This window comes from Microbacterium sp. EG9, from assembly GCF_059759475.1.
Genome location: NZ_CM186217.1, coordinates 225,262 through 250,296, shown reverse-complemented (window position 1 = coordinate 250,296; position 25,035 = coordinate 225,262). Strand labels below are relative to the sequence as shown.

13 protein-coding genes are annotated in these 25,035 nt (G+C 73.3%); 1 reads left to right on the top strand and 12 read right to left on the bottom strand.

Annotated elements, in window-relative coordinates:
- Positions 1–212 precede the first annotated feature (212 nt).
- The 9 genes from AC6CQV_RS01015 to AC6CQV_RS00975 all read right to left on the bottom strand — a co-directional run bounded on the left by AC6CQV_RS01015 (position 213) and on the right by AC6CQV_RS00975 (position 16,307).
- Complete coding sequence (locus tag AC6CQV_RS01015; protein WP_498260032.1) at positions 213–1,997, bottom strand: DUF5684 domain-containing protein; 1,785 nt, start codon at positions 1,995–1,997, stop codon at positions 213–215.
- Positions 1,994–4,444, bottom strand: a complete 2,451-nt coding sequence (locus AC6CQV_RS01010) for a transglutaminase domain-containing protein (RefSeq protein WP_498260031.1) — start codon at positions 4,442–4,444, stop codon at positions 1,994–1,996. Before AC6CQV_RS01010 ends, AC6CQV_RS01015 begins: the two co-directional genes overlap by 4 nt.
- On the bottom strand, positions 4,441–5,817 hold the full coding sequence (locus tag AC6CQV_RS01005) for a DUF58 domain-containing protein (RefSeq protein WP_498260030.1): 1,377 nt from the start codon (positions 5,815–5,817) through the stop codon (positions 4,441–4,443). The genes AC6CQV_RS01010 and AC6CQV_RS01005 overlap by 4 nt, the downstream gene beginning before the upstream one ends.
- Positions 5,814–6,779 (bottom strand): AAA family ATPase, encoded by a 966-nt coding sequence (locus tag AC6CQV_RS01000; protein ID WP_061781886.1) that lies wholly within the window; start codon positions 6,777–6,779, stop codon positions 5,814–5,816. Before AC6CQV_RS01000 ends, AC6CQV_RS01005 begins: the two co-directional genes overlap by 4 nt.
- A 17-nt stretch (positions 6,780–6,796) precedes the next feature.
- Positions 6,797–12,739, bottom strand: a complete 5,943-nt coding sequence (locus AC6CQV_RS00995; protein ID WP_498260029.1) for an Ig-like domain-containing protein — start codon at positions 12,737–12,739, stop codon at positions 6,797–6,799.
- Positions 12,736–13,884 (bottom strand): serine/threonine-protein kinase, encoded by a 1,149-nt coding sequence (locus tag AC6CQV_RS00990; protein ID WP_060958400.1) that lies wholly within the window; start codon positions 13,882–13,884, stop codon positions 12,736–12,738. The genes AC6CQV_RS00995 and AC6CQV_RS00990 overlap by 4 nt, the downstream gene beginning before the upstream one ends.
- A 184-nt stretch (positions 13,885–14,068) precedes the next feature.
- A complete protein-coding gene (locus AC6CQV_RS00985) occupies positions 14,069–14,734 on the bottom strand; it encodes a spermidine/putrescine ABC transporter substrate-binding protein (protein ID WP_498260028.1) in 666 nt (221 codons plus the stop codon).
- A gap of 128 nt (positions 14,735–14,862) precedes the next feature.
- On the bottom strand, positions 14,863–15,354 hold the full coding sequence (locus AC6CQV_RS00980) for a DUF6121 family protein (protein ID WP_498260027.1): 492 nt from the start codon (positions 15,352–15,354) through the stop codon (positions 14,863–14,865).
- Positions 15,354–16,307, bottom strand: a complete 954-nt coding sequence (locus AC6CQV_RS00975; RefSeq protein WP_498260026.1) for an ABC transporter — start codon at positions 16,305–16,307, stop codon at positions 15,354–15,356. Before AC6CQV_RS00975 ends, AC6CQV_RS00980 begins: the two co-directional genes overlap by 1 nt.
- Positions 16,308–16,434: 127 nt before the next feature.
- Between AC6CQV_RS00975 and AC6CQV_RS00970 the strand changes: the two genes are divergently transcribed.
- A complete protein-coding gene (locus AC6CQV_RS00970) occupies positions 16,435–17,097 on the top strand; it encodes a hypothetical protein (RefSeq protein ID WP_060958396.1) in 663 nt (220 codons plus the stop codon).
- A gap of 3 nt (positions 17,098–17,100) precedes the next feature.
- On the opposite strand, the gene AC6CQV_RS00965 is transcribed toward AC6CQV_RS00970, so the two are convergent.
- From AC6CQV_RS00965 to rpoC, 3 genes are all read right to left on the bottom strand, one after another.
- The gene (locus AC6CQV_RS00965) at positions 17,101–20,286 is read right to left on the bottom strand and encodes a hypothetical protein (protein ID WP_498260025.1); all 3,186 of its coding nucleotides are present in this window, start codon (positions 20,284–20,286) and stop codon (positions 17,101–17,103) included.
- A 90-nt stretch (positions 20,287–20,376) separates the two neighbouring features.
- A complete protein-coding gene (locus tag AC6CQV_RS00960) occupies positions 20,377–20,976 on the bottom strand; it encodes a hypothetical protein (protein WP_498260024.1) in 600 nt (199 codons plus the stop codon).
- A gap of 177 nt (positions 20,977–21,153) precedes the next feature.
- A complete protein-coding gene (gene rpoC / locus AC6CQV_RS00955) occupies positions 21,154–25,029 on the bottom strand; it encodes a DNA-directed RNA polymerase subunit beta' (RefSeq protein WP_498260023.1) in 3,876 nt (1,291 codons plus the stop codon).
- Positions 25,030–25,035 lie beyond the last annotated feature (6 nt).

The window sequence follows — 25,035 nt, the reverse complement described above, 5'->3', positions numbered from 1 at the left end:
GGTGTGCCGAGCGTGTGTGGTGGATATGCCGTGGGGGCGGCCTGTTCGCAGACCGGTCCCGCTGTGTGCACCCGCCCCTTCCGCAGGCCGTGGCACGGCGGATGGCGCGCATACGCGCACACCCGGTCAATACTACGCCGTATGACGAACTCGGGCAAACGCGCCCGGTGAGTCGCCGCACGGCCCACGGATGCCGTCGCGCGGGCGCCCGCTCAGTGATCGAGACGCTGCAGATGGAACTCTTCGTCGCCCAGGAAGAAGCGCTCGCCGGCGTCGATCTTCGATCCGGGTTCGACCTCGACCTCCTCGCCCATCAGCGTGCGCACGAGCACGCCGTTGGTCGAGGCCAGATCGGTGATGGTCCACACGTCGTCGTGGCGTTCGAGGCGCGCATGCGTCTTCGAGACGGTGAGCGCCTCCCCCGGCACCGCGACCAGCTGCGCGCGCGGGAAGGCGGCGTCGCCGGAGGGTCGGCGCCCCAGGATGACGATGTCCGAGGTGATCGGCACGGGGGCGCCCGAGACCGGGACCAGCTGCCAGGTGGGCTTGCGGGCCCGGCGCGTGATGATCGTCTGATCGAGGTCGTCGTCGCCGGCGTCCCCGCGGCGGTGCTGGGCGGCGACGGCGCCCGCGGCCGAACGGGGCGACCCGGCGGCGGGCGAGCCGATGACCGCGGAGACCTCTCCCGACAGCTCCGGGAACCCGTCGGGCTCGTTCGGGGCGACCGCGAACGCCGGCCACGGGCGGGCGCGGCGCAGCTCGGGTTCCGGCGCCTCCGCGGACGGCCGGGCGGCGGCCGGCGGGGCGGCATCCGTCGCGGCCTCGGGCTCCCCACGGCGGGCGGGCGCGGGCTCGGGCACGGCGGCACGGGCCGCCGCCTCCGCCGCCGAGACGCGCTGGACGGGCGCGTCCGCCGGCGCGGCCGCCTGCTCCGACGGCGACGGCAGCGCCGTGCTGCGCCGGCCCGGCACGAAGTCGATGGGGGCGTCCTCGGTCACCGGCGGCATCGCGTGGCGCCACCCGGCGCCCGAGCTCGGCGGGAACGGCGACGGCGCGATCGCCGAGACGTCGTCGATCTCCGACGGCCATGCGTCGTCGTCGGAGGGAGGGCCGGCCTCGGCGGACGAGGCGACGACGGCCGCGGCGGACACGGGCGCGGGCGCCGCGGGGCGCGTGGCCGCCGTCGGCGGGGAGGCGGCGGGCGACGGGCCCTCCGCGGCGGCGGGCTCGAGGGACGCCGCCGGGGCATCCGCGGCGGACGCATCGGGGACGAGAGGGGCATCCGCCGGGCGGTCGTCGAGGACGGACGCCGCCGACTCCGGCGGCGCGGTCGTCGTGTCGGGCGGGGTCCACTGCGCGGCCGGCGCGGAGGGCGGCGGCGCGAACAGGCGGACCAGGTCGTCGTCGGCCTCGTCCACGTCGGCGTCCGCGCGGCCGCGCGCGGGGTCGGCATCCGGGGCCGCGGCATCCGTGGGCGCGGCCAACGGCGGCTCCGGGACGAACGGCCCCGACGGCAGCACGGAGACCACGACCGGCGCGGGCGATGCGGGTTCGGCGGCGAAGACGCCGCCGAGGGTGGCGGCGCGCGACGCGCCCTCGGAACGCGATCCCCCGGCGCGGGCACCCAGCCAGCGGGCCGGACCGAAGCCGAGGATGCTCGCCCAGACCACGAACAGCACGGCGGAGACCACGGTCATGCCGGCGCCGTACCCGAATCCGGGGTTGATGCGGTGCGCGGCGACGATCAGCAGCACCCAGACCGCGACGGGGCCGAGGACCGGGACGAGCAGGAGCAGGATCAGCCAGGGACTGAAGCCGCCCCACGCCAGCACCGTCGCCTGATTGAAGAACGGCACCCAGCCCTTCCAGGCCTCGTCGCCCATCTTCCGGAACATGGCCGCGAGCGCCAGGGCCGTCCAGACGTACAGGGCGAGCCCGACGCCGACGGCGACCAGGCCCAGCAGGGCGCCGACGGAGTCGCCGATGGGTGCGTTCATGCGGTGCGCCGCGGGCGGGATGCCGCGCGACTCCCCCTCTCGAAGTGTGACCGGAACGATCGCGGGACGAACGATCTCAACGATACGGCCGCACGGAGCCGGCGCCACCGGGTCGGTGCGAGCGCGGTGCGTTCCTCGTCGACGATCCGCCAGAACGCATCGGCCTCGTCCGCGTCGATCACGCGCGCCGAGAACACCGCTTCGTCCGCGGCGCGCGCGAGGCCGCCGGCGGACGGGCGCGACAGCGCGGCGGCGATCTCGGTGCGCGTCGCGGCGGCCGGCAGCGGACGGCGCGCGTCGGTCGCGGCATCCAGGTACTCGTCCCATCCGCCCGCGATGCGCGCGGCCGGAGCCTCCTGCCGGCGGCGGCGGCGACGGCGCGCGGCCTTGGCGATCACGATCGCGAGGAAGGGGCCCGCCAGCACCAGCAGGACCGCGAGCACACCGCCGGCGACGCCCAGCGCGGTCCACAGTCCGCGCAGATCCAGAGCGTCGGAGCGGTCGGCGGGGGCGGCGGTGTCCTCCTGCGCGGGACGCTGCGGCTGCACCTCGTCGACGCCGTCGGGACGCACGGAGGTCGCGATCTGCGGGTCGGGCTGCTCCGTCACCTCGCGCTGCGGGGGGCGGGTGTGCTGCGGGGTCACGTCGATGGGGATCCACTCCCCCGTCGACGCGCGCACCTCGACCCAGGCCGACACGTCGCCGGCGCGGCACACCCCGTCCGTGCACGCGGCGGCATCCGGATCGGTCGACGACAGACGCGTGCCCACGACGATCCGCGCCGGGAAGCCGAGCTCGCGGGCGATGAGCGCGACGGCCACGGAGAACTGCTCGTCGTCGCCGACGGCGGCCACGAGGTCATCGGATGCCGCGGCGGCCGGGTCGGGCTCACGGGCCAGCAGCGCCGTGAACATGTCGTCGATGCGGGCGAGCGAATGGCCCGACGCGCTCGGGGCGAAGCGGTACCCGCCCGCGGCGGACAGCTCGCGCATCCAGGCGGCGCCGCCGTCCTGGCCCGTGAGGGCATGGCTGAGGTAGCCGCGCTCCCGCAGCAGGGCGACGAGCCCCTCCAGGGCCGCGCCTCCCGTGCCGGTCGCGTGCTGCTGCACCCACGTGCGCAGGCTCGCCGGAGCCGCCGGCGCGCCGCCCGCGGCATCCGACGCTCCGCTCGCGGCGGACTGCCCGCCCGGCGCCGACACCGAGGCCAGCGCCGGCGCCGGCGGCACCGCGGCGCGCAGACGGTACTCGTCGCCGTCCTGCCAGGGGGCCGTCTCGACAGCGGCGTCGCGCGCGTCGCTCACGTAGAACCCGTCGGCGAGCACGCCGGCGCGCGGGCCCGTGAACGAGACGGATGCCACGACGCCCGCCGACGGCATCCAGAGCCCGTCCAGCGCCCCGATCGAGAAGACGGCGTCCACGGGGGCGCCGGCCGCCATCGGGCGCGCCGACGCGAGGCGCACGAACGGATCGCCAGCGGCGTCGGTGCGGAAGACGGCGCCGTCGTAGGCGTCGAGGACCGCCAGCCGCACCCGATCGGGGACGGCCTCGCCGGACACGCGGAAGAGCTCCTCGTCGATGCGCGCGTCCGCGAACAGGGCGCGGTACGAGCTCAGGGGGCTGACCGCGCGCGAGATCTCCTCCCGCGGGCCGGTCACGCCGCGCAGCACGTCGCGCTGTTCGGGGGCGGCGACTGCGGGGACGGCGAGCGCCACGAACGTGGCGATCGCGACCATGCCGGCCCCCAGCGCCGCACGCCGCAGCGCGGGCCCTCGCCCGCGGGTTGTCGCCGCACCGAGGCGCGCGCCCGCGTCGTCGGCCGCACGCCGCAGGGCACGCCGCCGCTCGTCGCGCGTGCGCCACGCCAGCCACAGCACGCCGCTGAGCAGGACCCCCGCACCCACGGCCGTCTCGACCGGTGCGCGGAGCGTCACCGCGCCGATGACGAGCGGCGCGCTCACCTCGGCGCGCCCGAACAGCAGTCCGAACGCCGCCATCGCGATGGCGACCGGCACGGCGAGGACCGCGAGCGCATCCGTGCGCCAGGCGAGCAGCAGCACGCTGGCGGTGCCGACGAGGAAGACGACGAGCGCGGGGACGAGGAGGTTGCGGTAGGAGCCGACGGGCAGCTCCACGGTCAGCAGGTCCTTCCACCCCCACAGCACACCGGCGCCCAGCTCGCCGAGTCCGTGCACGACGTCCTCCGCGGAGCCGGTGCGAGCCGGCACGGCCAGCGGTACACCCACGATCAGGATCGTCGCGGCGAGCAGTCCCGCGGCGGCCCACCCGCTCCAGCGCCGCCACGCCACGAGGGCCGCGACGGCCGCCGCGAGCACCGCGGCGACGGCGACGAGCAGCAGGAAGGCCGGCGAGCGGTAGAGGGGCCAGGCCGCCACCGCGGCGAGCACCACCGCCACGAGCGCGTAGATCCCGCCGGCGACGATCCTCATGAGCGTGCGCCTCTCAGCAGCAGCCCGGCGAGGTCCTCGATCGTGCCGATCGTGAGCACGGTCAGCGGACCGGCCGCCTGCGTGCGCGGATGCGCGCGCTCGTCGCAGACGACCGCGATCACCACGGTATCCGCGGGGAAGGCCAGGGCCGCCAGACGCAGCGTCGCCAGCCCCACTCCGGAGCCCGCCACGAGGACGACGACGGACAGCCGCTCGTTCGCCTCCGCGGTGAGGCGGCAGACCTCGGGGAAGGACATCGTCTCGGTGAGGCGCTCGACGCCGCTGAAGCCGTCCAGGACCACGCGCGGCGAGCCGGCGGGGATGTGCCGGATCGCGCGGAGGCGGCCGCGGACGACGCGCGGGATCTCGGCACCGACGACGATGTCGAGGTCGCGCGCGTCGTGCACGGCGCGCAGGGCCAGGGAGCCAGCGGCGCTGACGGCCAGCTCGAACTCGTCGTCCGAGGCGTACTCGCCCGCGGCGAGGCCCAGCACGACCGCCATCCGCGACCGCCGGGACTCCTCGTACTGGCGCACCATGAGCCGGCCGGTCTTGGCGGTCGACTTCCAGTGGATCTGGCGGCGGGCGTCTCCGGGCGCATACTCGCGGATGGCGTGGAAGGACATGTCGGCGTCGACGAGCCGCCGCGTGGCACTGCCGTCGAGGTCGCGGATGAGGCCCGCGCTCGACGAGGGGACGGCGACCGTGCGGGGGTGCACGAACAGCTCCTGCACCTCCTCGAACGCGTGCTCCCGGCGCAGCAGGCCGAGGGGATCCGAGCGGATCGTGGTCGCGGGGCCGATGCGCACGACGCCGCGGCGCTGAGGGGGCAGCTCCAGGGCATGCCGCGACACCGCCCCGGGAGCGAGCAGCGGGACGCCGAACTCGACCAGGCCCGCCCCGATCGGCACGTCGATGCGCCCCGGAAGGGCCGTGCGCGACCCGACGTTGCGCACCTCGACCGTCGCCCGGGCGGGGGTTCCGGCCACGACCCGCAGCCGGTCGAGCACGAGCCCCACCTCGTACGCCCGTGCGTTCAGCAGGAACGGGATGCCGAGGATCAGGAGCGTCAGGGCCGCGACACCCGCGACGATCGCCTCGACCCAGCCGAAGCCGATGCCCGCGGCGAGTCCCGCCGTGGCGGCGAGGATCACCAGCGCGCCCGCGGGACGAACGGTCGCGCGCGCCCACTGGACCACGACGTGCGCGCCGGCGCGCACGGTCGTCCACGCGCGCGACGCCCGCAGCGCCGCGCCGACGAGGCGACGGCCGCGGCGCGCGGTGACCTCCGTGCGCTCCCCGGTGAGGCCCCCGGCCGACGTCCGGGTGAGCCGCGATTCGGCCGGCAGGGCGCGGCTGTCGCCGAGCGTCACACCGGCTCCCGGCGGGTGGGCGGCGCGACGTCGAGCAGCACCTGCCCGACCACGGCCTCGGGCGTGACCCCGTCGAACTCGGCCTCCGCGTGCAGGATGAGGCGGTGGGCGAGGACCGGCACCGCCAGACGCTTCACGTCGTCCGGGGTGACGTAGGTGCGGCCGTGCGAGGCGGCGCTGGCCCGCGCCGCGCGCGTGAGCGCGAGGGCGCCGCGGATGCTCACCCCGAGGCGCACCTCGTCCGCGGCGCGCGTCGCGTCGACCATCCGGGCGATGTAGTCCAGGACGAGCGCGTCGACGTAGACGTCGGCGGCGAGCTCCGTCATCCCGACCAGCGCGCCGGGGGTGATCACGGCGGGCAGGTCCGCGATCGGCACCGCGGCGCGGTCGAGGATGCGCACCGTCGCCGCGTGGTCGGGGTAGCCGAGCGCCGTCCGCAGCAGGAAGCGGTCGAGCTGCGCCTCGGGCAGCCGGTACGTTCCGGCCTGCTCGACGGGGTTCTGCGTGGCGAGCACGAGGAACGGCGCGCCGACCGTGCGCGAGACGCCGTCGATGGTGACGCGCCCCTCCTCCATGACCTCCAGCAGGGCGGCCTGCGTCTTGGGGCTCGCCCGGTTGATCTCGTCGGCGAGCACGATGTTGGCGAAGATCGGACCGGCGTGGAAGTCGAAGGCCCCCGTCTTCTGGTCGTACACGGTGATACCGGTGATGTCGCCCGGGAGGAGGTCGGGCGTGAACTGGATGCGTGTCGTCGTGCCCTGGACCGACTGCGCGACCGCGCGCGCGAGCGACGTCTTGCCCGTGCCCGGGACGTCCTCGATGAGCACGTGCCCCTCGCTCAGCATCGCCGTGAGCACGAGCTCGACGACGTGGCGCTTGCCGAGGACGGCGCGCTCGACGTTGTCGGCGAGCTGCGCGAACGTCTGCGCGAACCAGGTCGCCTGCTCGGTGGTGATCGTCATGGGGGACTCCGTGGGGGTCAGCCGGCCGGGTCGGGCGCGGTGGAGGGCGTGCAGCGGGTGGACAGTTCTGCGGTGGCCGGCGACAGGTTCCAGCCCTGGCCGGACCAGTCGACGACGACCCGGATGCCGGCGACGCGCGCGGCATCCGCCGGCACCGTCCACGGGTCGGCGCCGGGGGCGATGAGCGCGTCGTTGCGGTCGTAGTAGCGGATGGCGGCGGCGTCGAAGGCGATGTCGGCGCGCGAGCCGCTCGAGCTGCCCGAGGGCTCGAGCGTCGCTCCGCCCGTGCAGGATCCGAGCGTCCACGAGGCCTGCACCTGGTACGGGGCGCTGCCCGGCGCCGGGGTCACCGACCCCCAGGCGGACTGCCACCAGCCGTCCTTGTGCTCGTAGCGCACCTCGATCCCGGGGTCTTTGTCGAACACGCTGCTCGGCAGTCCCCGGAAGACGACGTCGTTCTCGTTCGGCGGCGTCTCGGGGGAGGTCGGCGTCTGATCGATCGTCCAGGTCGCCCGGCCGGCGTCGTTCCCGCTGCCGCTGACGTGGGCCGTCGGCCCGACCACGAAGGTGTAGCCGGTGGGCGCGGCGCCGCTCTGCGTGGCGCGCACCTGCTGCGTGACGGTCGCCCGCCCGAACGACGTCCCGTCGTACCAGGACTCGACGCAGAGCACGAAGGTGTACAGCCGCCCGTCCGGAAGGTCGCCGAAGACCCGCCGCGCGCCGTCCTCGCTCGTGCGACAGCTGTCCGCCGAGACCGGACCGTCGGCGGCGGGCGGGCCGTCCACGCGCACGATGCCGTAGCGCACGCGCGCGTTGTCGCCGCCCGGCGACGCCGTGCCGACGGCGGTGATGTCGACCCGGCCGCCGCCGACGTTCACCGCCGTCAGGCTCAGCGCCGCCCCGGTGGGCGCGCCGATGCCGTAGGCCTGCACCGTCATGCTCCCGATCGCGGGGCCGGGAAGGCCCGGGGGGACGGCGTAGCGGGAGACCGGGGTCACCGTGACGGGCGTCGCGGTGTTCGCGCCGACGCGGAACGTCGGGACGGACACCTGGGTCTGATCGGCGGCGACGGCGATCGTGCGCGTCTCGCCGGAGGGGCTCGAGATCTGCAGTGCGCCGGTGTCGGCGGCATCCACACCGGTGAGCGTCAGCGCCGCGACGCCGCCGTCCGCGCCCGCCACGACGGGGACGGCGCTCCCGCCCGTCGGAGCGGCGGGCGGATCGTAGGCCCACGCGGTGGTGCGCACCGACGTCAGCGAGGCGCCGACGGCGTTGACGGCCACCGCCTCGTAGGAGCGCTGCTCGCCGTTGGGCGCGCTGATCGGCGGGCAGATGCCCTGGGGCGTGCACACCGCGACCCGCTGCCCGCCCTGACGCACCTCGAAGCCGGTGAGAGCCGGATAGGCGGCCTGCGCCGGTCCGGGGTCCACCCGCAGCGTGAGGCTGCCGTCCGCATACGCGGACTGCGCGACGCTGGCCGGCGCGCGGGGGAAGCCCTGCAGGTCGAGGAGGATGCGCCCGTCGCGCGCACTCGCGCTCTGGCGCCCCTGCGCGTCGCGGACCGTGAAGCTCGCCGCGCAGGCCGCACCCGGCGCGTCGTCGGTCCAGCTGGCGACGACGCTCGTCGGCGAGACCACCGCGAACGTGACCCCCGTGCACGCCGCCGCCGGCGCCACGGCGACCACCTGCAACGGCGTGCTCGGCAGCGGGTTGACCTCGCCGTTGGCCCCGATGACGTCGATCGTGCACGAGCTGCCGGCCGCCTGGCTGCACTGCTGCTGCACCGCGCCGCCCTGCGGGAGGGTCGAGGGCGCGGCGCCGACGCGGAGCGAGATGCGGGCGGGGGCGACGCCCGGGTGCGAGGCGACCTGCACCACGACGCCCTCGACGGTTCCGGGAACGGCGGCGTCGCGCCCGCGGACGGTGAGCTGGGCGCCCTGCAACGACACGTCGAAGGATGCCGGTGTGCCGTCGATCCGGTAGACGATCGCCTCGGGACGGCCCTGCCAGGTCGTCATCGCGCCGAGGTCGAACACCTGGGTGTCGCCGGGGGCGACCTCGAGGGCCGCCGGCGACAGCCGCGGCTGGGGGTCGAGCGGGGTGACGACGACCGCGATCGACAGCACGGTCCACGTCGACTGGCCGGACAGCCGGACCGGCACGAGGCAGGCGTCTGTCCAGGGGGCGTCCGCGCCCGCGGTGTAGCGCAGCGTCGTGCCCGACACCACCGTGCACGTCGCGGCCGCACGCGCACCGGAGGCGCGCACCTCGTCGGACATCTCGAGCGTGCGCCCGCGCGGCACCGCGACGAGCGTGCTGACGTCGACGTCGGCCTGCGCGTTCTCCCCCACCGTCAACGGCGGCGACCCCGGCCGGAGGGTGAGCGGGGCGTCGGCGACGGCGGGGATCCGCAGGAACGCGTAGGTGGTCACCGGTCCGGCCGCGGTGGGGCCGGTGACCGAGAACGCGATGAGGTGCGCGCCGTCGTCCACGCTGCCGCGCAGGCGGGTGCCGTCGACGGTGATCCCGGCCGGGGCGCCCCACAGCCCGACCGTGAGCTCGGCGGTGTCGCCGCCGGACCACACCGCCTTGCCGGCGAGCACGTCGATGCCGCGGGCCAGGTCGTCGCGCCCGTCGGCGCTGAGCACGGTGTCGGAGACGACCGGGAAGTCGGCGACGCGCTGGGCGACCACCTTCACGACGATGAGGCCGCGGGCGGTGTTGCCCGACGAGGAGACGACGTCGTACAGGAACGACATCGTCCCCGGCGAGGCGCCGGCGGCGATCGTCAGCGCGTCCTCGCTCTGCGCGACGATCCGATCCTGCAGCCGCGCGAACTCGGCGGTCGGCGTGCCGTCGAGCGCGAACTCGGGCACGTCGGGGCGCACGCGCTCCAGCGTGAGACGACCCTGCAGGGGATCGATGTCGTTCGCGAGCGGATGCACGCGGATGACGTTGCCGTCACCGGCCTGCACCTGCACGTAGTCGGTGTAGGTGACGGGGGCGGGGCTGGCTTCGCCGTCGAGCACTCCCACCCGCACGGTGCCGATGGCGCTCCGACCCGACGGGTCGACGACGCGATAGGTGAAGGAGTCCTGCCCGGAACTGCCGGCGACGCTCGAGTAGACGATCGACGCCCCGTCCGCGGAGATCACGGCGGAGCCGTGCGCCGGCTGGTCGACGATGCGGTCCAGCCGCACGACGTCGCCGTCGGGATCCATGCCGAAGCCGCTGAACGGGATGGTCGTCGACAGGCCGCTGAGCACACGGCCGGACAGGGTGCGCGGCAGCGGATCGCGGTTGCTCTCGTCGCCCGCGACGCGGATCCGGACCGTCGCGATGTCACCGAGGGCCGGGGCCCCGGTCGTGAACGCGCGGTACTCCACGGTGTAATCGCCCGGCGTCGTCGGCGCCAGGTAGCGCAGCACGTCCCCGGCCGCGAAGGCGAGGGCGTCGGGGCTCGACGAGACGATCGACTCGGGGTCCAGCCGCGGCCGGGTCCCGACGGCGGCGACGTCGTTGTCGAGCACCGGGATGTCGATCTGCGAGCCGGCGCGGACGACCACACGGTCATCGACCGCGATCGGCGCCTGCTCGTCGGCGGGGGGCAGCAGGTACACGGTGGCCTCGCCGATCACCGACGAGCCGTCGTCGGTCGTCCCGTCGCCGACGCGGTACGAGACGGTGCCGAGCAGCCCCGACTCGCCCGAGGGCGTCGTCCCCGACACCCGCAGCTGACTCTGGGCCACGATGTCGGCGGACAGCGACGCTCCGGTCGCCGGACGGATGACCGGATCGCTCAGCAGCAGCACGCGCCGCGTCGGGTTGGTCACCGCGGCCAGCACGTCCACCGTCGCATCCGCCTGCGGCCGGACGAAGGCGACGACCGGCGCGGTCGACAGGTTCGCGGCACCCGCGGCATCCAGGAGTGTGAGGCGCACCGTGCCGGTCGCCTCGCGTCCACCCGCCGAGACGGTGACGGCCACGCGGTAGGCGCCCGGGGATGCCGCGGCGAAGTCGAACGTCGTCGAGCCGCCGACGACCGTCGCCGTCGCGGCGGCGTCGTCGAGCACGCGCGCCGCCGTGAGGGTGAGGTCACCCGCCGTGCCGGTCACGTGCGGCGCGACGTCCACCGACACGCGCGAGCCGGCCACGTCAACGACGGCGAACGACTGCACGACCGGCTGCGCGTCGTCGCGGATGCGGATCACGAGCTGCCGCGTCGCCGTGGCGCCGCGGACGTCGGCCACGGTCACCGTGACCGACGCGGCCTGCTCGCCCTCGACGCCCGTGTCGTGGTGCTGGAAGACGACATCGCCCTCCGGCGTCGTGGCGACCTGCCCGAGCCCGGAGTCATCGGTCGCCGACAGCAGGAGCACGGGATCGCCCTCGGGATCCACCCAGTCGCCGAGGACGGGCACGCTGACGGTTCCGCCGGGGGCCACCTCCGGGCTCGGCCAGTCCTGCCGGCACGCCTCCACGCCGCACCAGACCGGGGCGGAGTTGTCCTCGTCGGAGACCGCCCGCAGCGTCACGGTCGCCGGCGGCGACAGCAGCCCGTCGGCGGTGGTCCCGTCGGTGACGGCGTAGGAGAAGGCGGCGGTCCCCGACGCCCCCGGCGCGACCCGCACCGCCAGGCGCTGGCGGTCGTCGGTGGTCGTCACCGTTCCGAAGGCAGGGTCCAGCCCCGTGACGGATGCCGGATCGACGGCGAGCACGTCGTCGTTGGGATCGTGGTCGTTCAGCAGCACCGGCAGGCTCACGAGAGCCCCGGGGCGCACCCCGAAGGCATCGTCCTGGGCCACCGGCGGACGCGGGTCGATGACCGGCGGCGGCTTCTGGTCGTTCGTCTTCGGGGCGGTCTGGACGTCGTCCTCGATGTCCCAGTTCTGACTCGACGGAAGGAGCCGCCCGTCGGGCACCGACCACACCCACCCGGATCGGGCGTCGTTGAGGACGACGCCGTCGCCGGCATCCACGAACACCGGTCGGCGCTGCGATCCGAGCCCCTGCCCGGCGTAGTCCAGCGGCACGTCCGCGCCGGTCGAGGTCCACAGCGTGCCGCCACGCGTGCCCTCGCCGAGCCACGCCGCGCTCACGACGCCCTCGCGGACGACGGGGCGCGCCGGCGTGCCGCGCGAGGTCGTGCTGTCACCGAACACCCGCTCCGCGCCGTCGCCCGACACCGGGATGCGCACGAGCCCGGACTCGTCGGCGACGTACACCGCGTCGCCGTCGGCCGACGCACGCCCCACCGCCGTCGCTCCGGCGATCGGCACGCGTCCGCTCCCGCCGCGCGTCCAGAACCGCCCCGCGTCCGCCCCGCCCGTCTCCACGAGCACCCAGTCGTCGCCGGCGCCCGTGAGCACGGGCCGCTCCACCGTGGCCGCGACGGTGTCGGTGGCCAGGACGCTCCCGGTGGCGGCGTCGATGCGTGCCACCGTGCCGGCACTCGCGGAGTAGCTGAAGACCGTGCCGCCCGATTCGGCGGCCACCGCCACCGAGGCCGCCACGTCGACCGCCGCCGCCGGTCCCGCCGACAGCCTGCCCACGAACACCGTCCCCGCGTCGGTGCGGTAGGCGACGATGTCGCCCGAGGCGTCCATGTCGGCGGTCCCCGCCGGCGCCGCCGTCGCCGAACGCAGGCCGTCCGCATCGAGATCGACCGGCGCGGCGTCGTCGATCCGCACGACCTTCGCGTCGCTGTCGGTGAACATGTAGGCGGCGTCGGCGGCGCCGACGATCCGGCTCGGGTTGCTGACGGCGCGCACCGTGTCGATCTCGCCGATCGCGGTGTTCACGCGGGCATAGCGCAGGGAGTCGGCCTGCAGCACCCACGCCGTGGTCTGACGCGGCGGCGTGCGCTGGGCGTCCAGGCCCGGCCACACCACGCTCACGCCGGCGATGAGCGCCAGCGCCGCGCCCGCGGCGGCGAGGCCCACGACCGTCCCGCGTTTCATGGGCCGATCACCGTCCACAGTGCGGCCCCGGCGGCGAGGAGCCCGCCCACCGCGACGATCGCGCCGACCACGGAGAGCACGATCACGCGCGGGGACCACAACCTGCGCGGCTCCGAGGCGCTGAGCCCGGTCGCGTCGTCCTCGGCGCTGGGGGTGCGGCGCGCGACGGCATCCGTCGGAACGCGGCGCCGGCCCTCTGCCACGCGGCTGCGGGCCGGGCCGCGCGCGGACACGTCGGTGAAGTCGACGGCGTCGGATGCCGGCATCCACTCCTGGGTCGGCACCTCCAGCGGCGTCGGCGCGAGTCCGACCGACCGCTGCACGTCGCGGATGGCTTCACCGAACGCGCTCGCCGACGCGTAGCGACGGTCGGGATCACGGGTCATGGCCGTCGCGAGCACCTGCTGCAGCGCGTCGGGGACGTCGGGGCGCGGGATCGGGACGAAGGTCGCGCGGGCGATGCGGCGCCGCATGAGCTCGCGGGTGTTCTGCTCCTTCTCGCGACGCTCGAACGGGCTGTGCCCGGCGAGCAGGGAGTACACGGTCGCGCCGAGGCTCCACACCTCGCTCGCGATCGTGCCGCCGCTGTGCTCGGCGACGACCTCGGGCGCGCTCCACGGGATCGACATCGCGAGCACATCGGAGGCCGCGCTGCGCTGCAGCGACGACGAGATGCCGAAGTCGGCCAGGACCGCCGACCCGAAGCTGGTGACGAGGATGTTGCTCGGCTTGATGTCGCGGTGGATGAGCCCCGCCCGGTGCGCGGACTCCAGCGCTCCCGCCAGGCGCACGGCGACCGCCATCACCTCGTCGACCGGCATCCGCTCGATGCGGTAGCGCTGGGCGAGCGAGCCGGGGCAGTACTCCATGACGATGTACGGGCGCCCGTCGGCCGAGATGCCCGCCTGGTAGACGGTCACGATGGCGGGATGCGCGGACAGATGCGCGAGCACGTCGGCCTCGGCGTTGAACATGCGCAGCAGATCGGGATCGCGCTCCCCCGCCGGCAGCACCTTCACCGCGACGGCGCGCCGGGGCATGTCCTGCTGATACAGGAAGACGTCGGCGAAACCGCCGGACCCCAGTGGACGCACATAGTCCAGCCCCGGCAGCTGCGGCGGCGCAGACGGGAGCCTGCGCGTCATGGCACCCCTCAGTCATCTCACGGACCCGGTCCCCGACGACGTCGACGACCCGGCCATGCTAACAAAACCCCCGGATAGCCCCTCCGCCGAGCCGCCATGTCTCGGCCGAGCCGCCACGCTCCGGACGGGCCGCGCGGTAGCGGTTCGGCGAACGGATAGCGGCTCGCGGGGGGGCGGGGGGGAGCTACAGGTCGGGCAGGCCGGGGTCGGCGTGCGGGTCGAACGGGGCATCCAGCGAACGCGTGAGCTCCTCCAGCATCGCCGTGATCTGCGGCTCGACGTATTCGGCGATCGCGGCCTGGATGCGCAGCCGGTGGTGCAGCAGCACGGCGCACACCTCGCGACCGACCATGTTGGCGTAGTCGTCGGCGAGACCCACCTCCTGGCGCAGGGCGGCCTTCGCCTCGTCGCTCAGGGGCGGAAGGGCGGGGATGTCGGCGTCCGCCTCCTCGGCGAGACCGCCGATGGTGAACAGGAAGGGCGCCCCGGGAACGGGATCGGGATCCATCGGCAGGCCCTCGAACTCGGGGTCCAAGCCCTCCGCGGGACGGTAGCTGCGGGCGCGGTTGCGCGCCGCCTGCTGGTCGAGCTCGGCCTGCAGCATCGGGAGGTTGCGGGACGTGTAATCCGCGACCGCGTGGTCGACGATGGTCTTGATGCGGGTCGACAGCCCATGCTGCACACCGTGCGGGACGTCGGCGCCGAGACCCGCCGCCGACAGCACCGGCGATCCGAAACAGCGCCGGCACGGCGCGACGCGGCCGCGGTGCGTGGAGGGCTCCCAGCGCGGCAGCCAGCGCAGCCACGCGTCCACCGCCTGGCTGACCTGGGTCTCGATCGACCGCTCCACGGGTCCATTGTCGCGGTTCCGGGCCGTTCCCGGCGGATTTGCGTCGCGGCATCCGCCGCACGCGCTGTCGGATCCCGCTCGGAGGACGCCGCGAGGGTGTGCCCGCGGCGTCGCCGGCCGCGCGGGGCTCAGTCCTCGTCGCCCTCCCACGGCCAGCGCGGACGATCGGCACCGGTGCGCACGAGGGCGACGGCGACCCAGCCCGCCACGAGGGCGGCGGATGCCAGGACCACGGCGAACCACGAGGTCGCGAACCCGCCGATCGCAGCCGCGGTGCGCGCGGCATCCGTGCCCCCGAGCACCGCCCCGACCAGCACGCCGAGAAGATACGCGAGGAACGTCGCGACGACGACCGTGAGGACGGCGACGTACCGCGGTCGGGCCGGCCGGACGGCGAGCCACGTCGTCGACGCGAACGCCGCGAGCGCCAGCACCGCACCGCCCACGCCGGGCAGCTGCCCGAGCCCTGTCACCGGGAGCACCTCGGCGCCGCTGAACAGGCTCAGCATGCCGAACCCGGCGATCAGCAGCGCGAAGAAGCCCACGACGGCGAACGCCGTCGCGATCGGGGGCGCGACGCCGCCGCCGTCTCCGGCGCGGGGATCGCGCCACCCCGACATCAGCTCTGGTGCAGTCGCGGGCCCGCCTCGAGCGTGCGCTCGTACTCGCGCTGCGCCTCGTCGTTCAGCTCCGTCACGCGCTTGCCGCGCGCGGCGACCCAGGCGCCGAACCAGATCGTGAGCTCGCGGCCGAGCACGAAGGCGACGATCGCGAGCGGCGCCAGCAGCTGGCCCTGGACGAGATCCGCACCCTGTCGCGCCGTCAGCGTCCAGAACGGAGCCTGGAACAGCTGCCCCAGCAGGTGGCCGGCATACGCCACGACGCCCACGAGCAGACCGAAGACCACCCAGTGACCCCAGCGGCCGCGGTTGATGATCGCGCCCAGCAGCCAGAACCCGAGGAAGAAGACGACCACCGGCACCCACAGCCACCACGACTGCACGGCCGCGAGCGCCGCCGTGCCGATGTTGGCTCCCGTGACGTCGCCCGTGATGGCCTTCAGACCGAGGGCCGCGCCGAGGTACAGCACCCCGAAGGAGACGGCGGCGAGGAGGCCGATCGCACCGGCCGCACCGCGGTTGCCGCGCAGACGCGGCGGCTCGGGGGCCTGGACGAAGATCGGCTGCGGCGCCGGCGCCACGACGGGAGCGACGGGCTCGGCGACGACGACGGTCTCCGCCGCGGCGCCGGAGTACGCACCGGGCACATAGGCCTCATCGACCGGGTCGTCGGCGTACGAGGAGCCGTAGACCGGGGCGGCGGGCGCCGTCTCGGCCGCGGCGACGGTCTCGGGGGCGTCGCGGGGAGCGTCCGCGACCGGGGCGGCAGGCGCGGCGGGAACCTCGGCGTCCGCGGGCTCAGCCGCCACGACGGGCTCGTCGACCGCGGCCTCCCGAGAGGCGGCCTCCGCGTCGGCGAGGCCGGCATGGGCGCTCGCGACGGCGTCGTCCACCGACGTGGTCTCGACCGGGGTCGGCTCCTCGATCGGTTCGCCGTACTTGGGGTCGCTCATGGCGTGTGCTCCTCACGCGGGACGTGTGCCGCCGCACAGCGAGCGTAACCCGCACCCCGCGCGCCGGAGCGGAGCCATGCCGACGTGTCTCGACCCCCGGCGCCCGTGGGCCGCCTATCGTGAGCGCATGACCGTTCGCCCTCGCCTCGCCGCCCTCGGCCTCACGCTGCTCGCGGTCACGGGTCTCAGCGCCTGCGCCGGCGTGCCGGACGGCGGCGCCACGACCTCGGGCGCGACGGCCAGCGCGGCCCCCGCGACCCCCTCTCCCGCGCTGACCCTCGCCGCGTTCCCCATGGGCGCCTCGACGTCCACGACCGCGCTGCCCGCCGACCTCCCGCAGGGATGCCGCGACATCCTCACGGCGACGGTGCTGAAGGAGCTCGAGGGAGTACCGCTGAACGCGGACGGGATGGGCGGCGGCATCCGCTCCGACAGCACCCGGGTGTGCGTCTGGGGTGAGCCCGGGGCGGTCGCCACGCGGCTCGTGACCCTCATCGGCTACTCGCCCGATCGTGAGGCACGCGACGCCCTCTACGCCCTCGGCAACGACGGCTACACGTGCTACGAGCCGCACGGCGGCATCCGCTGCGAGAAGACCTGGCAGTCGCCGACGCTCGCCGTGGAGGAGGGACGCACCCTGTTCTACCGCGACGGCGTCATCGTCGACACGCAGTACTCCAACCTCGCTCCCGCCGGCTACACCGACGCGGTCATCGACGCGCTGTGGCCGCCGGCGGGATCTCCGCCGCGGACGAGCGCCCCGACGCCGAGCCCGACGCCGACGCGGTAGCCGTCATCCCTCCCACGCGCTGAGCGCGCCCCACCGATCGTCCCGGTGACGGTTTCGTCGCGCCTCCCGCATCAGCACGGTGGCCGCCCGGTCGCGGGGGTTGTGGGCGATCCACGTGTCCACGGCGCCCTGGACCCAGTCCGTCGCCCCCAGTGCGGGGAAGTACAGCAGGTGCTTCAAGAGCGACCGGGCCTCCGGGCGAGTCCCGTGCACCCGCAACCACGACCGCACGGGGTCGAGCACCCAGGCGGCGCGCCGGTAGTCGGCGTCGTAGAGCAGGGCTCCGAGGAGCTCTCGAGCGCCGGCATCCATCGTGTGGTCCTGAAGCCACCTGCGCACGGCGTCTTCGACCCACGGCGCGGTGCGCAGCGCCTCCCGTTGGCAGGCACGAGCGAGCAGCGGGCGCGCATCGGCGGACGCACCGTGGTGGTCGAGCCACCGTCGGATGGCGTCGTGGACCCAGGGCACGACATGAAGGTCGTCGTTCTCGAGCAGACGAAGCAGGATGCCGCGGGCGCCCTTCTCCGTTCCGTGGGCGTCAAGCCACCGGTGGGCATCGGAATGCACCCAGTCGGCGGACGCGAAGTCGTCCTGCTCGATCACTCGCGCCAGGACGTCGAGCGTGTCGGCGTCGTCGCCGTGCGCGTCGATCCAGGTGCGCAGCGCGGTCTGCACCCACTGCCTCTCGCGCAGGTCGGGCTGCTCGATGAGGCGGGTGATGATCACGCGCGCCTCCGCGGAATCGCCGTAGGCGTCGAGCCAGCGGGACACGGCTGCCTGTGCCCACGGCTGCGTGCGGAGCTGGTTCTGCGCGATGACATTGCCCAGGATGCTGCGGGCTTCTCTCGACGTGCCCCAGACCTCCAACCACGACTCGACCGCGACGCGTACCCACTCTTCGGTGCAGAGCAGACTCTGACCGACCAGTCTCGAGAGAACGCCGCGAGCCTCCGGTGTGCGCCCGTGGAGCGCCAGCCAGGAGGAGACCCACCCTTGAAGTTCATCCGCGGGATACAACGGCGCGTGACCGACGATCTCGGCCAGGACCGTACGCGCATCGACGTCGTCGCCGTTGACCTCGAGCCACCTGGCGGTGCTCTGGCGCACGGTGGGCATCCCAGCCGCCGCGGGGGACTGGACGAGCGTCACGAGGACGCGACGCGCCTGCGGAGCCGCCTCGTTCGCGCTGAGCCACGGGACGATCACAGAGCTGACCCACTCGCTGTCCTGCCTCGTCGCGGTGCCGGCGATCCTGGCGATGAGCATGAGGGCCGACGGCCGGGTGCCGTAGAGAGCGAGCCATTCCTCGACAGCCGACCGAACCCACTCGAGTCGACTGAACTCGACGTTGCCGATGAGCGACGCGAGCACATTCTGCGCCGTCTCTTCGGAGCCGTGGAGCCGGCACCACTCGCGCCAGCAGTCGCCGACCAGCGCGGCGGTATCCTCCGTCCTCAAGCGAGGATCGAGAAGGAGGCGCATGACGGCCGCAAGCTCGCCGTCGTTCGTCTGGAGGACGGCGGCCCGCAGGACCGGAAAGGCCGCCTCCGCCCAGCCCCGCAGATAGAGGGAGCGCTCTTGCGGGGTCGCACGCCCGGAGGTGGCGGCATCCGTCGCGTAGCGCTGGAGGTGCAGGAGCAGGCTCGCCGCGGAGGGGAGGTGAGCGGCCACCGAGGTGAAGACCACGCCCGCATACTCGCGGCGCCCGTTCTGGATGTCGCTCTCGACGACCTCCGACATCAGGTGATCCACCACGGTGTCGTGGATCGAGGCCACTTGGCCGTCGGCGACGGCGACCCACCCCGCCGTCACCAGATGATCCAGCGTGCGTCGGGCGAAGAGATCCGGATCGTGCTCGCCCACGGCCTCGCAGACCCCGCTCGCGCCGCGCAGCGCGACATCCGTCGAGGCGGGGGTGGCGGCGACGAGGGCCACCGCGACGCAGAGAGCGGGCGGCAACTCTCTGCGCTCCGCCAGTCGCGCGGTCCGTGTGCCCGCGTAGCCGTCGTCGGCGAACCTCCGGCGCAGCCAGTCACCGAGATCACCGCTGCGAATCGCGGACGTCTCGCTGGCGCGCAGAGGAGCGTCCCGCGCTAGCGCCTCGAGCTGGCGGGCGATGAGGGTCGCGATCATGGGACGCGACCCGACGAGCCGTCGGAACTCTTCATCCCCCAGCTGAACGGCCGCGGTGGGGGCGACGGACAACGCGATGGCGTGGGAGACACGTTGCTGATGCTGCTCGCTGTTGTCGATGGCCACGATCTCGAAGGGGCCGAGGTCGGGCGATGTCGCGAGCCAGCCGGGGCGCGCCGCGGCGAGGAACGACACCTGGATGCCGTGATCGCGCGCCTCGGGCAGGAGCTGGTCGCGTAGCTCGTGCAGCGCGAACCCGTCGAGCTCATTGGGATAGTCGATCAGGACGAGTACGGGCGCGGTGCTGGCCAGGACCACGGCCTCGAGGTCGCTGACGGTGCTCGACGGCGTGTGCAGGAGATGGATGACATGCCAGCCGGTGCGATGCGCCCGAGCGGCGATCTCGAGCAGCAACCGGGTCTTTCCCGCGCCCCCCACTCCTTTGAGGAGCAGGGCGCAGCCGTCCTCCGAGGAGAGTCGACGCCAGATGTTCTCGCGGTGCGCCGGATGATCCGGTGCGGGGTCGATGTACTCGTGGGCGCCGGCGACCTGGCCGCCGCTGCGACGCTGCAGCAGTGCGGTGTATCGACCGTGACTGGCGAACGCGCGAGACGTGGAGGCGAGCAGGTGCGCGGTCAGCAGCTCCTGAATGACACCGAGCGACGATTGCATCGCCGCCGCGTCGGCGAGCAGCTGACGTTCGGTCCACGAGGCGAAACGGATCGCACTCGCGCGCAGACTCTCACGAAGCGCCGCGCCGATCACACTCGCGTCGGCCGCATCGCGGACCCCGAGCGCGCGCAGCGTGTCGTCGTCGAGATACTCATCGAGGGGCGATGCCGCGCCGGCGCCGAGCCACGCCAGGAAAGAGGGGTGCTTCGCGACTTTCGTCGTGAGCACCGCGGAGGAGGTCCCCGCCGACCGCTCCACGTCCGCGACGACGGCACGGCGGAAAGCGCGATCGGCGAGGGCCTCACGGATCGAGGTCGCGGCCTCGCCGGTGGCCGCCCCCCACCCGAGATTCAATGCCTCGGCGAGATCGAACACCAATCCCATCCGAGATCCTCGCCCTTTATCGCGCTGACATTTCCGCTCAGCATAGCGACGCCGAGCCGGACGCCGAGCCCGACGCCGACGCGGTGGCGGTCATCCCCAGACGCGCTTGGCGGTGCGGGTCACGTAGTCCGACGGATGCCACGCGTTCTCGCTCGTGGACAGCCACAGCCCGCCGCCGGCCTCGATCGTCTCGGTGAGGTCGCCGTCGGTCCGGCTGCAGCGGGTGCGCTCCTTCTCCGTCGTGCAGGAGAACCCCGCAGCGGGGAGCGCGGCGGCCACGAGAGGTCCGGCATCCGTCGGCACCGTCGCGAGCGTCGTGGAGACGCTGCCGGCGTCGGCGTGCCAGAAGCAGGTGAACGTGACCTGCGGCTGCAGCGCCGTGACGAGCTGGCCGGCCGTCGTGGTCGGCGCGTCGGTCGAGGGGGTGAGCACCGCACCCCGGGTGAAGCGCAGTGCGGCCCAGAGGGCCTCGTCGTACAGTCCGGCGCAGTCGGTGGGGACGCCCGCCGCCTCGTCGTCGGCGGCCGCGACCGGTTTCGAGGTGGCCGGCCCCTGGACGGCGCCGCCGACCCACGAGACGGATGCCGGGATCATCGGGATCGCGAGGTACGCCAAGGCACCCACGGTCGCCGCGCATCCGATGCCGACGACCCACGCGAAGAGGGCGTTCCTGCCGCCGATCCGGGCCATGTGCTCAGGCTAGCCCGCCGCGCGGGGGTCACCCGCCGCGCCGTGCGCGAGCCGCCAACATCCGTGCGAGCCGCCATCGCCCGGACGTACCGGGGGATGGCGGCTCGGCCGGGGTGTGGCGGCTCGCGGGAACGGCGAAGGGCCCCAGGAACGCGTCCTGGGGCCCTTCGCTCGCGATCAGTTGTAGGTGCCGGGCGTGAAGTCGTCCGTCGAGAAGCTGTCGAAGTCGACATAGCTCAGGTCGGCGTCGCTGTACGCGCCGTCCGAGGCGAAGATGCGGTTGGGGTACCGCTCGCTCTTGGCCTCCTCCGTCGCCTCGACCACGACGTTGCGGTACTTCGCAAGGCCGGTGCCGGCGGGGATGAGCTTTCCGATGATGACGTTCTCCTTGAGGCCGACGAGCGGGTCGCTCTTGCCCTCCATGGCCGCCTGCGTCAGGACGCGGGTGGTCTCCTGGAACGATGCCGCCGACAGCCACGACTCCGTCGCGAGCGACGCCTTCGTGATACCCATCAGCTCCGGACGGCCCGACGCGGGGCGCTTGCCCTCGGCCACGGCCTCGCGGTTGATCTGCTGGTAGCGCTTGAAGTCGACCAGCTCACCCGGAAGCAGCGTCGTGTCGCCGTGGTCGACCACGGTGACCTTCCGCAGCATCTGGCGCACGATGACCTCGATGTGCTTGTCGTGGATCGGCACACCCTGCGAGCGGTACACGCCCTGCACGCCGCCGACGAGGTACTTCTGCACCTCGCGGGCACCCTGCACGCGCATGACCTCCTTGGGGTCGAGCGTTCCGACGAGGATCGGCTGACCGACCGTGACGCGCTGGCCCTCCTCGACGAGAAGCGTCGCGCGCTTCAGGACGGGGTAGACGTGCGGCTCGTCGCCGTTGTCGGGCGTCAGGATGACCTTCTTGGCCTTGTCGGTCTCATCGATCTTGATGACACCGTCGGCCTCGGCGATCGGGGACGCACCCTTGGGGGTACGCGCCTCGAACAGCTCCTGCACACGGGGCAGACCCTGCGTGATGTCGTCGGCCGACGCGGAACCACCGGTGTGGAAGGTACGCATCGTCAGCTGCGTGCCGGGCTCACCGATCGACTGCGCCGCGATGATGCCCACGGCCTCACCGATGTCGACGAGCTTGCCGGTCGCGAGCGAACGGCCGTAGCACTTCGCGCAGACACCGACGGCCGAGTCGCACGTGAGCACCGAGCGGACCTTGATGGTCTCGACGCCGGCGGCCACGAGCTTGTCGATGAGCACGTCGCCCACGTCGTCCCCGGCCTCCGCGACGATCTCGCCCGAGGGCGCGACCACGTCGGCGGCGAGGGTACGGGCGAACACCGAGTTCTCGACGTTCGCGTCGCGCACCAGCGTGCCGTCGGAACCCGGAGCGGCGATCGTGAACTCGAGGCCCTTGGAGGTGCCGCAGTCGTCCTCACGGATGATGACGTCCTGCGAGACGTCCACGAGACGACGCGTCAGGTAACCCGAGTCGGCCGTACGGAGCGCCGTGTCGGCCAGACCCTTACGGGCACCGTGCGTCGCGGTGAAGTACTCCGCGACCGACAGCCCCTCGCGGTACGAGGAGATGATCGGGCGGGGCATGATCTCACCCTTGGTGTTGTTGACCAGGCCTCGGATACCGGCGATGTTACGGATCTGCAGCCAGTTACCACGGGCGCCCGAGCTCACCATGCGGTTGATGGTGTTGTCGGCCGGGAAGTTGGCCTTCATGGCCGCCTGCACCTCGTCGGTCGCCTCGGTCCAGATCTTGATCTGCTCCTGACGACGCTCGGCGTCGGTCACGAGACCCTTCTCGAACTGGCCCTGGACCTTCTGCGCCTGCTTCTCGTACTTGGCGATGATCTCGCCCTTGTTCGGCGGGGTCAGGATGTCGCTGAGCGCGACGGTGACACCCGAGCGCGTGGCCCAGTAGAAGCCGGCGTCCTTGATGCGGTCCAGGGATGCCGCGACCTCGACCTTGGGGTACTCCTCGGCCAGCTTGTTGACGATCTGCGACAGCTTGCCCTTGTCGGCCTGCTCGCGCACGAACGGGTAGCCCTTGGGGAGCGTGTCGTTGAAGATCGCCTGACCGAGCGAGGCGTCCACGAGACCGTGGCGCTCGTAGCCCTCGGGGGCTTCGCCCTCGAGGAAGGTCAGACCGGGGATGCGGATGCGCACCTTGGCCTGCAGGTCGAGGGTGCCCTCGTCCTTCGCCAGGATCGCCTCGCCGACCGAGCCGAACACGCGACCCTCGCCCGCGGCGCCCTCCTTGACCGTGGTCAGGTGGTGGAGGCCGATGATCATGTCCTGCGAAGGCAGGGTGACCGGACGGCCGTCCGACGGCTTGAGGATGTTGTTCGACGCGAGCATCAGCACGCGGGCCTCGGCCTGGGCCTCGACCGACAGCGGCAGGTGCACGGCCATCTGGTCGCCGTCGAAGTCCGCGTTGAAGGCGGCGCAGACGAGCGGGTGCAGCTGGATGGCCTTACCCTCGACGAGCTGAGGCTCGAAGGCCTGGATGCCGAGACGGTGCAGCGTGGGCGCACGGTTGAGCAGCACGGGACGCTCGCGGATGATCTCCTCGAGCACGTCCCAGACCTCGGGACGCGTGCGCTCGACGGCACGCTTGGCCGCCTTGATGTTCTGCGAGTGACCGAGGTCGATCAGGCGCTTGATCACGAACGGCTTGAACAGCTCCAGCGCCATCTGCTTGGGCAGGCCGCACTGGTGGAGCTTGAGCTGCGGGCCGACGATGATGACCGAACGGCCCGAGTAGTCCACGCGCTTGCCGAGCAGGTTCTGACGGAAGCGGCCCTGCTTGCCCTTGAGCATGTCGGACAGCGACTTCAGCGCACGGTTGCCGGTGCCGGTGACGGGGCGACCGCGGCGGCCGTTGTCGAACAGCGCGTCGACGGCCTCCTGCAGCATCCGCTTCTCGTTGTTGACGATGATCTCGGGGGCACCGAGGTCGATCAGGCGACGGAGACGGTTGTTGCGGTTGATCACGCGGCGGTACAGGTCGTTCAGGTCGCTGGTGGCGAAGCGGCCACCGTCGAGCTGGACCATCGGACGCAGCTCCGGCGGGATCACCGGGACGACGTCGAGCACCATGGAGGCCGGGCTCATGCCGGTCTGCAGGAACGAGTTGACGACCTTGAGGCGCTTGATCGCGCGGATCTTGCGCTGGCCCTTGCCCTCGGAGATCTGCAGGTGCAGCGACTCGGCCTCGGCGGCCAGGTCGAACGCCTGGAGGCGACGCTGGATCGACTCCGCGCCCATGTAGGCCTCGAAGTACTGGCCGAAGCGGTCCTGCAGCTCGTGGAAGACGTCGTCCTCCTGCTTGAGCTGGCCGACCTCGAGGCCGCGGAACTCGTCCCACATGCGCTCGAGCTTGGCGACCTGGTCGTCCGCGTTCTTGCGGATGGACGCCATCTCCTTCTCGGCGGCGTCCTTGACCTTCTTCTTCTGGTCGGCCTTGGCGCCCTCGGCCTCGAGTGCCGCGAGCTCCTCCTCCAGCTTGGCCAGACGCGTCGCCACACGGGCGTCGCGGCGGTCGCCGAGGTTCTTGATCTCGAGGCGGAGGTTCGCCTCGTGCGTGGGCATGTCGCGGTGGCGGGCGTCCTCGTCGACCGAGATCACCATGTACGCGGCGAAGTAGATGACCTTCTCGAGGTCCTTCGGCGCCATGTCCAGCAGGTATCCGAGGCGCGAGGGCACGCCCTTGAAGTACCAGATGTGGGTGACGGGGGCGGCGAGCTCGATGTGGCCCATGCGCTCACGGCGGACCGAGCTCTTGGTGACCTCGACGCCGCAGCGCTCGCAGACGATGCCCTTGAAGCGGACGCGCTTGTACTTGCCGCAGGCGCACTCCCAGTCGCGGGAAGGTCCGAAGATCTGCTCGCCGAACAGACCGTCCTTCTCGGGCTTCAGGGTGCGGTAGTTGATGGTCTCGGGCTTCTTGACCTCGCCGTACGACCAACGACGGATGTCGTCGGCGGTGGCCAGGCCGATGCGAAGCTGATCGAAAGTGGTGGACTCGAGCACTGGTTC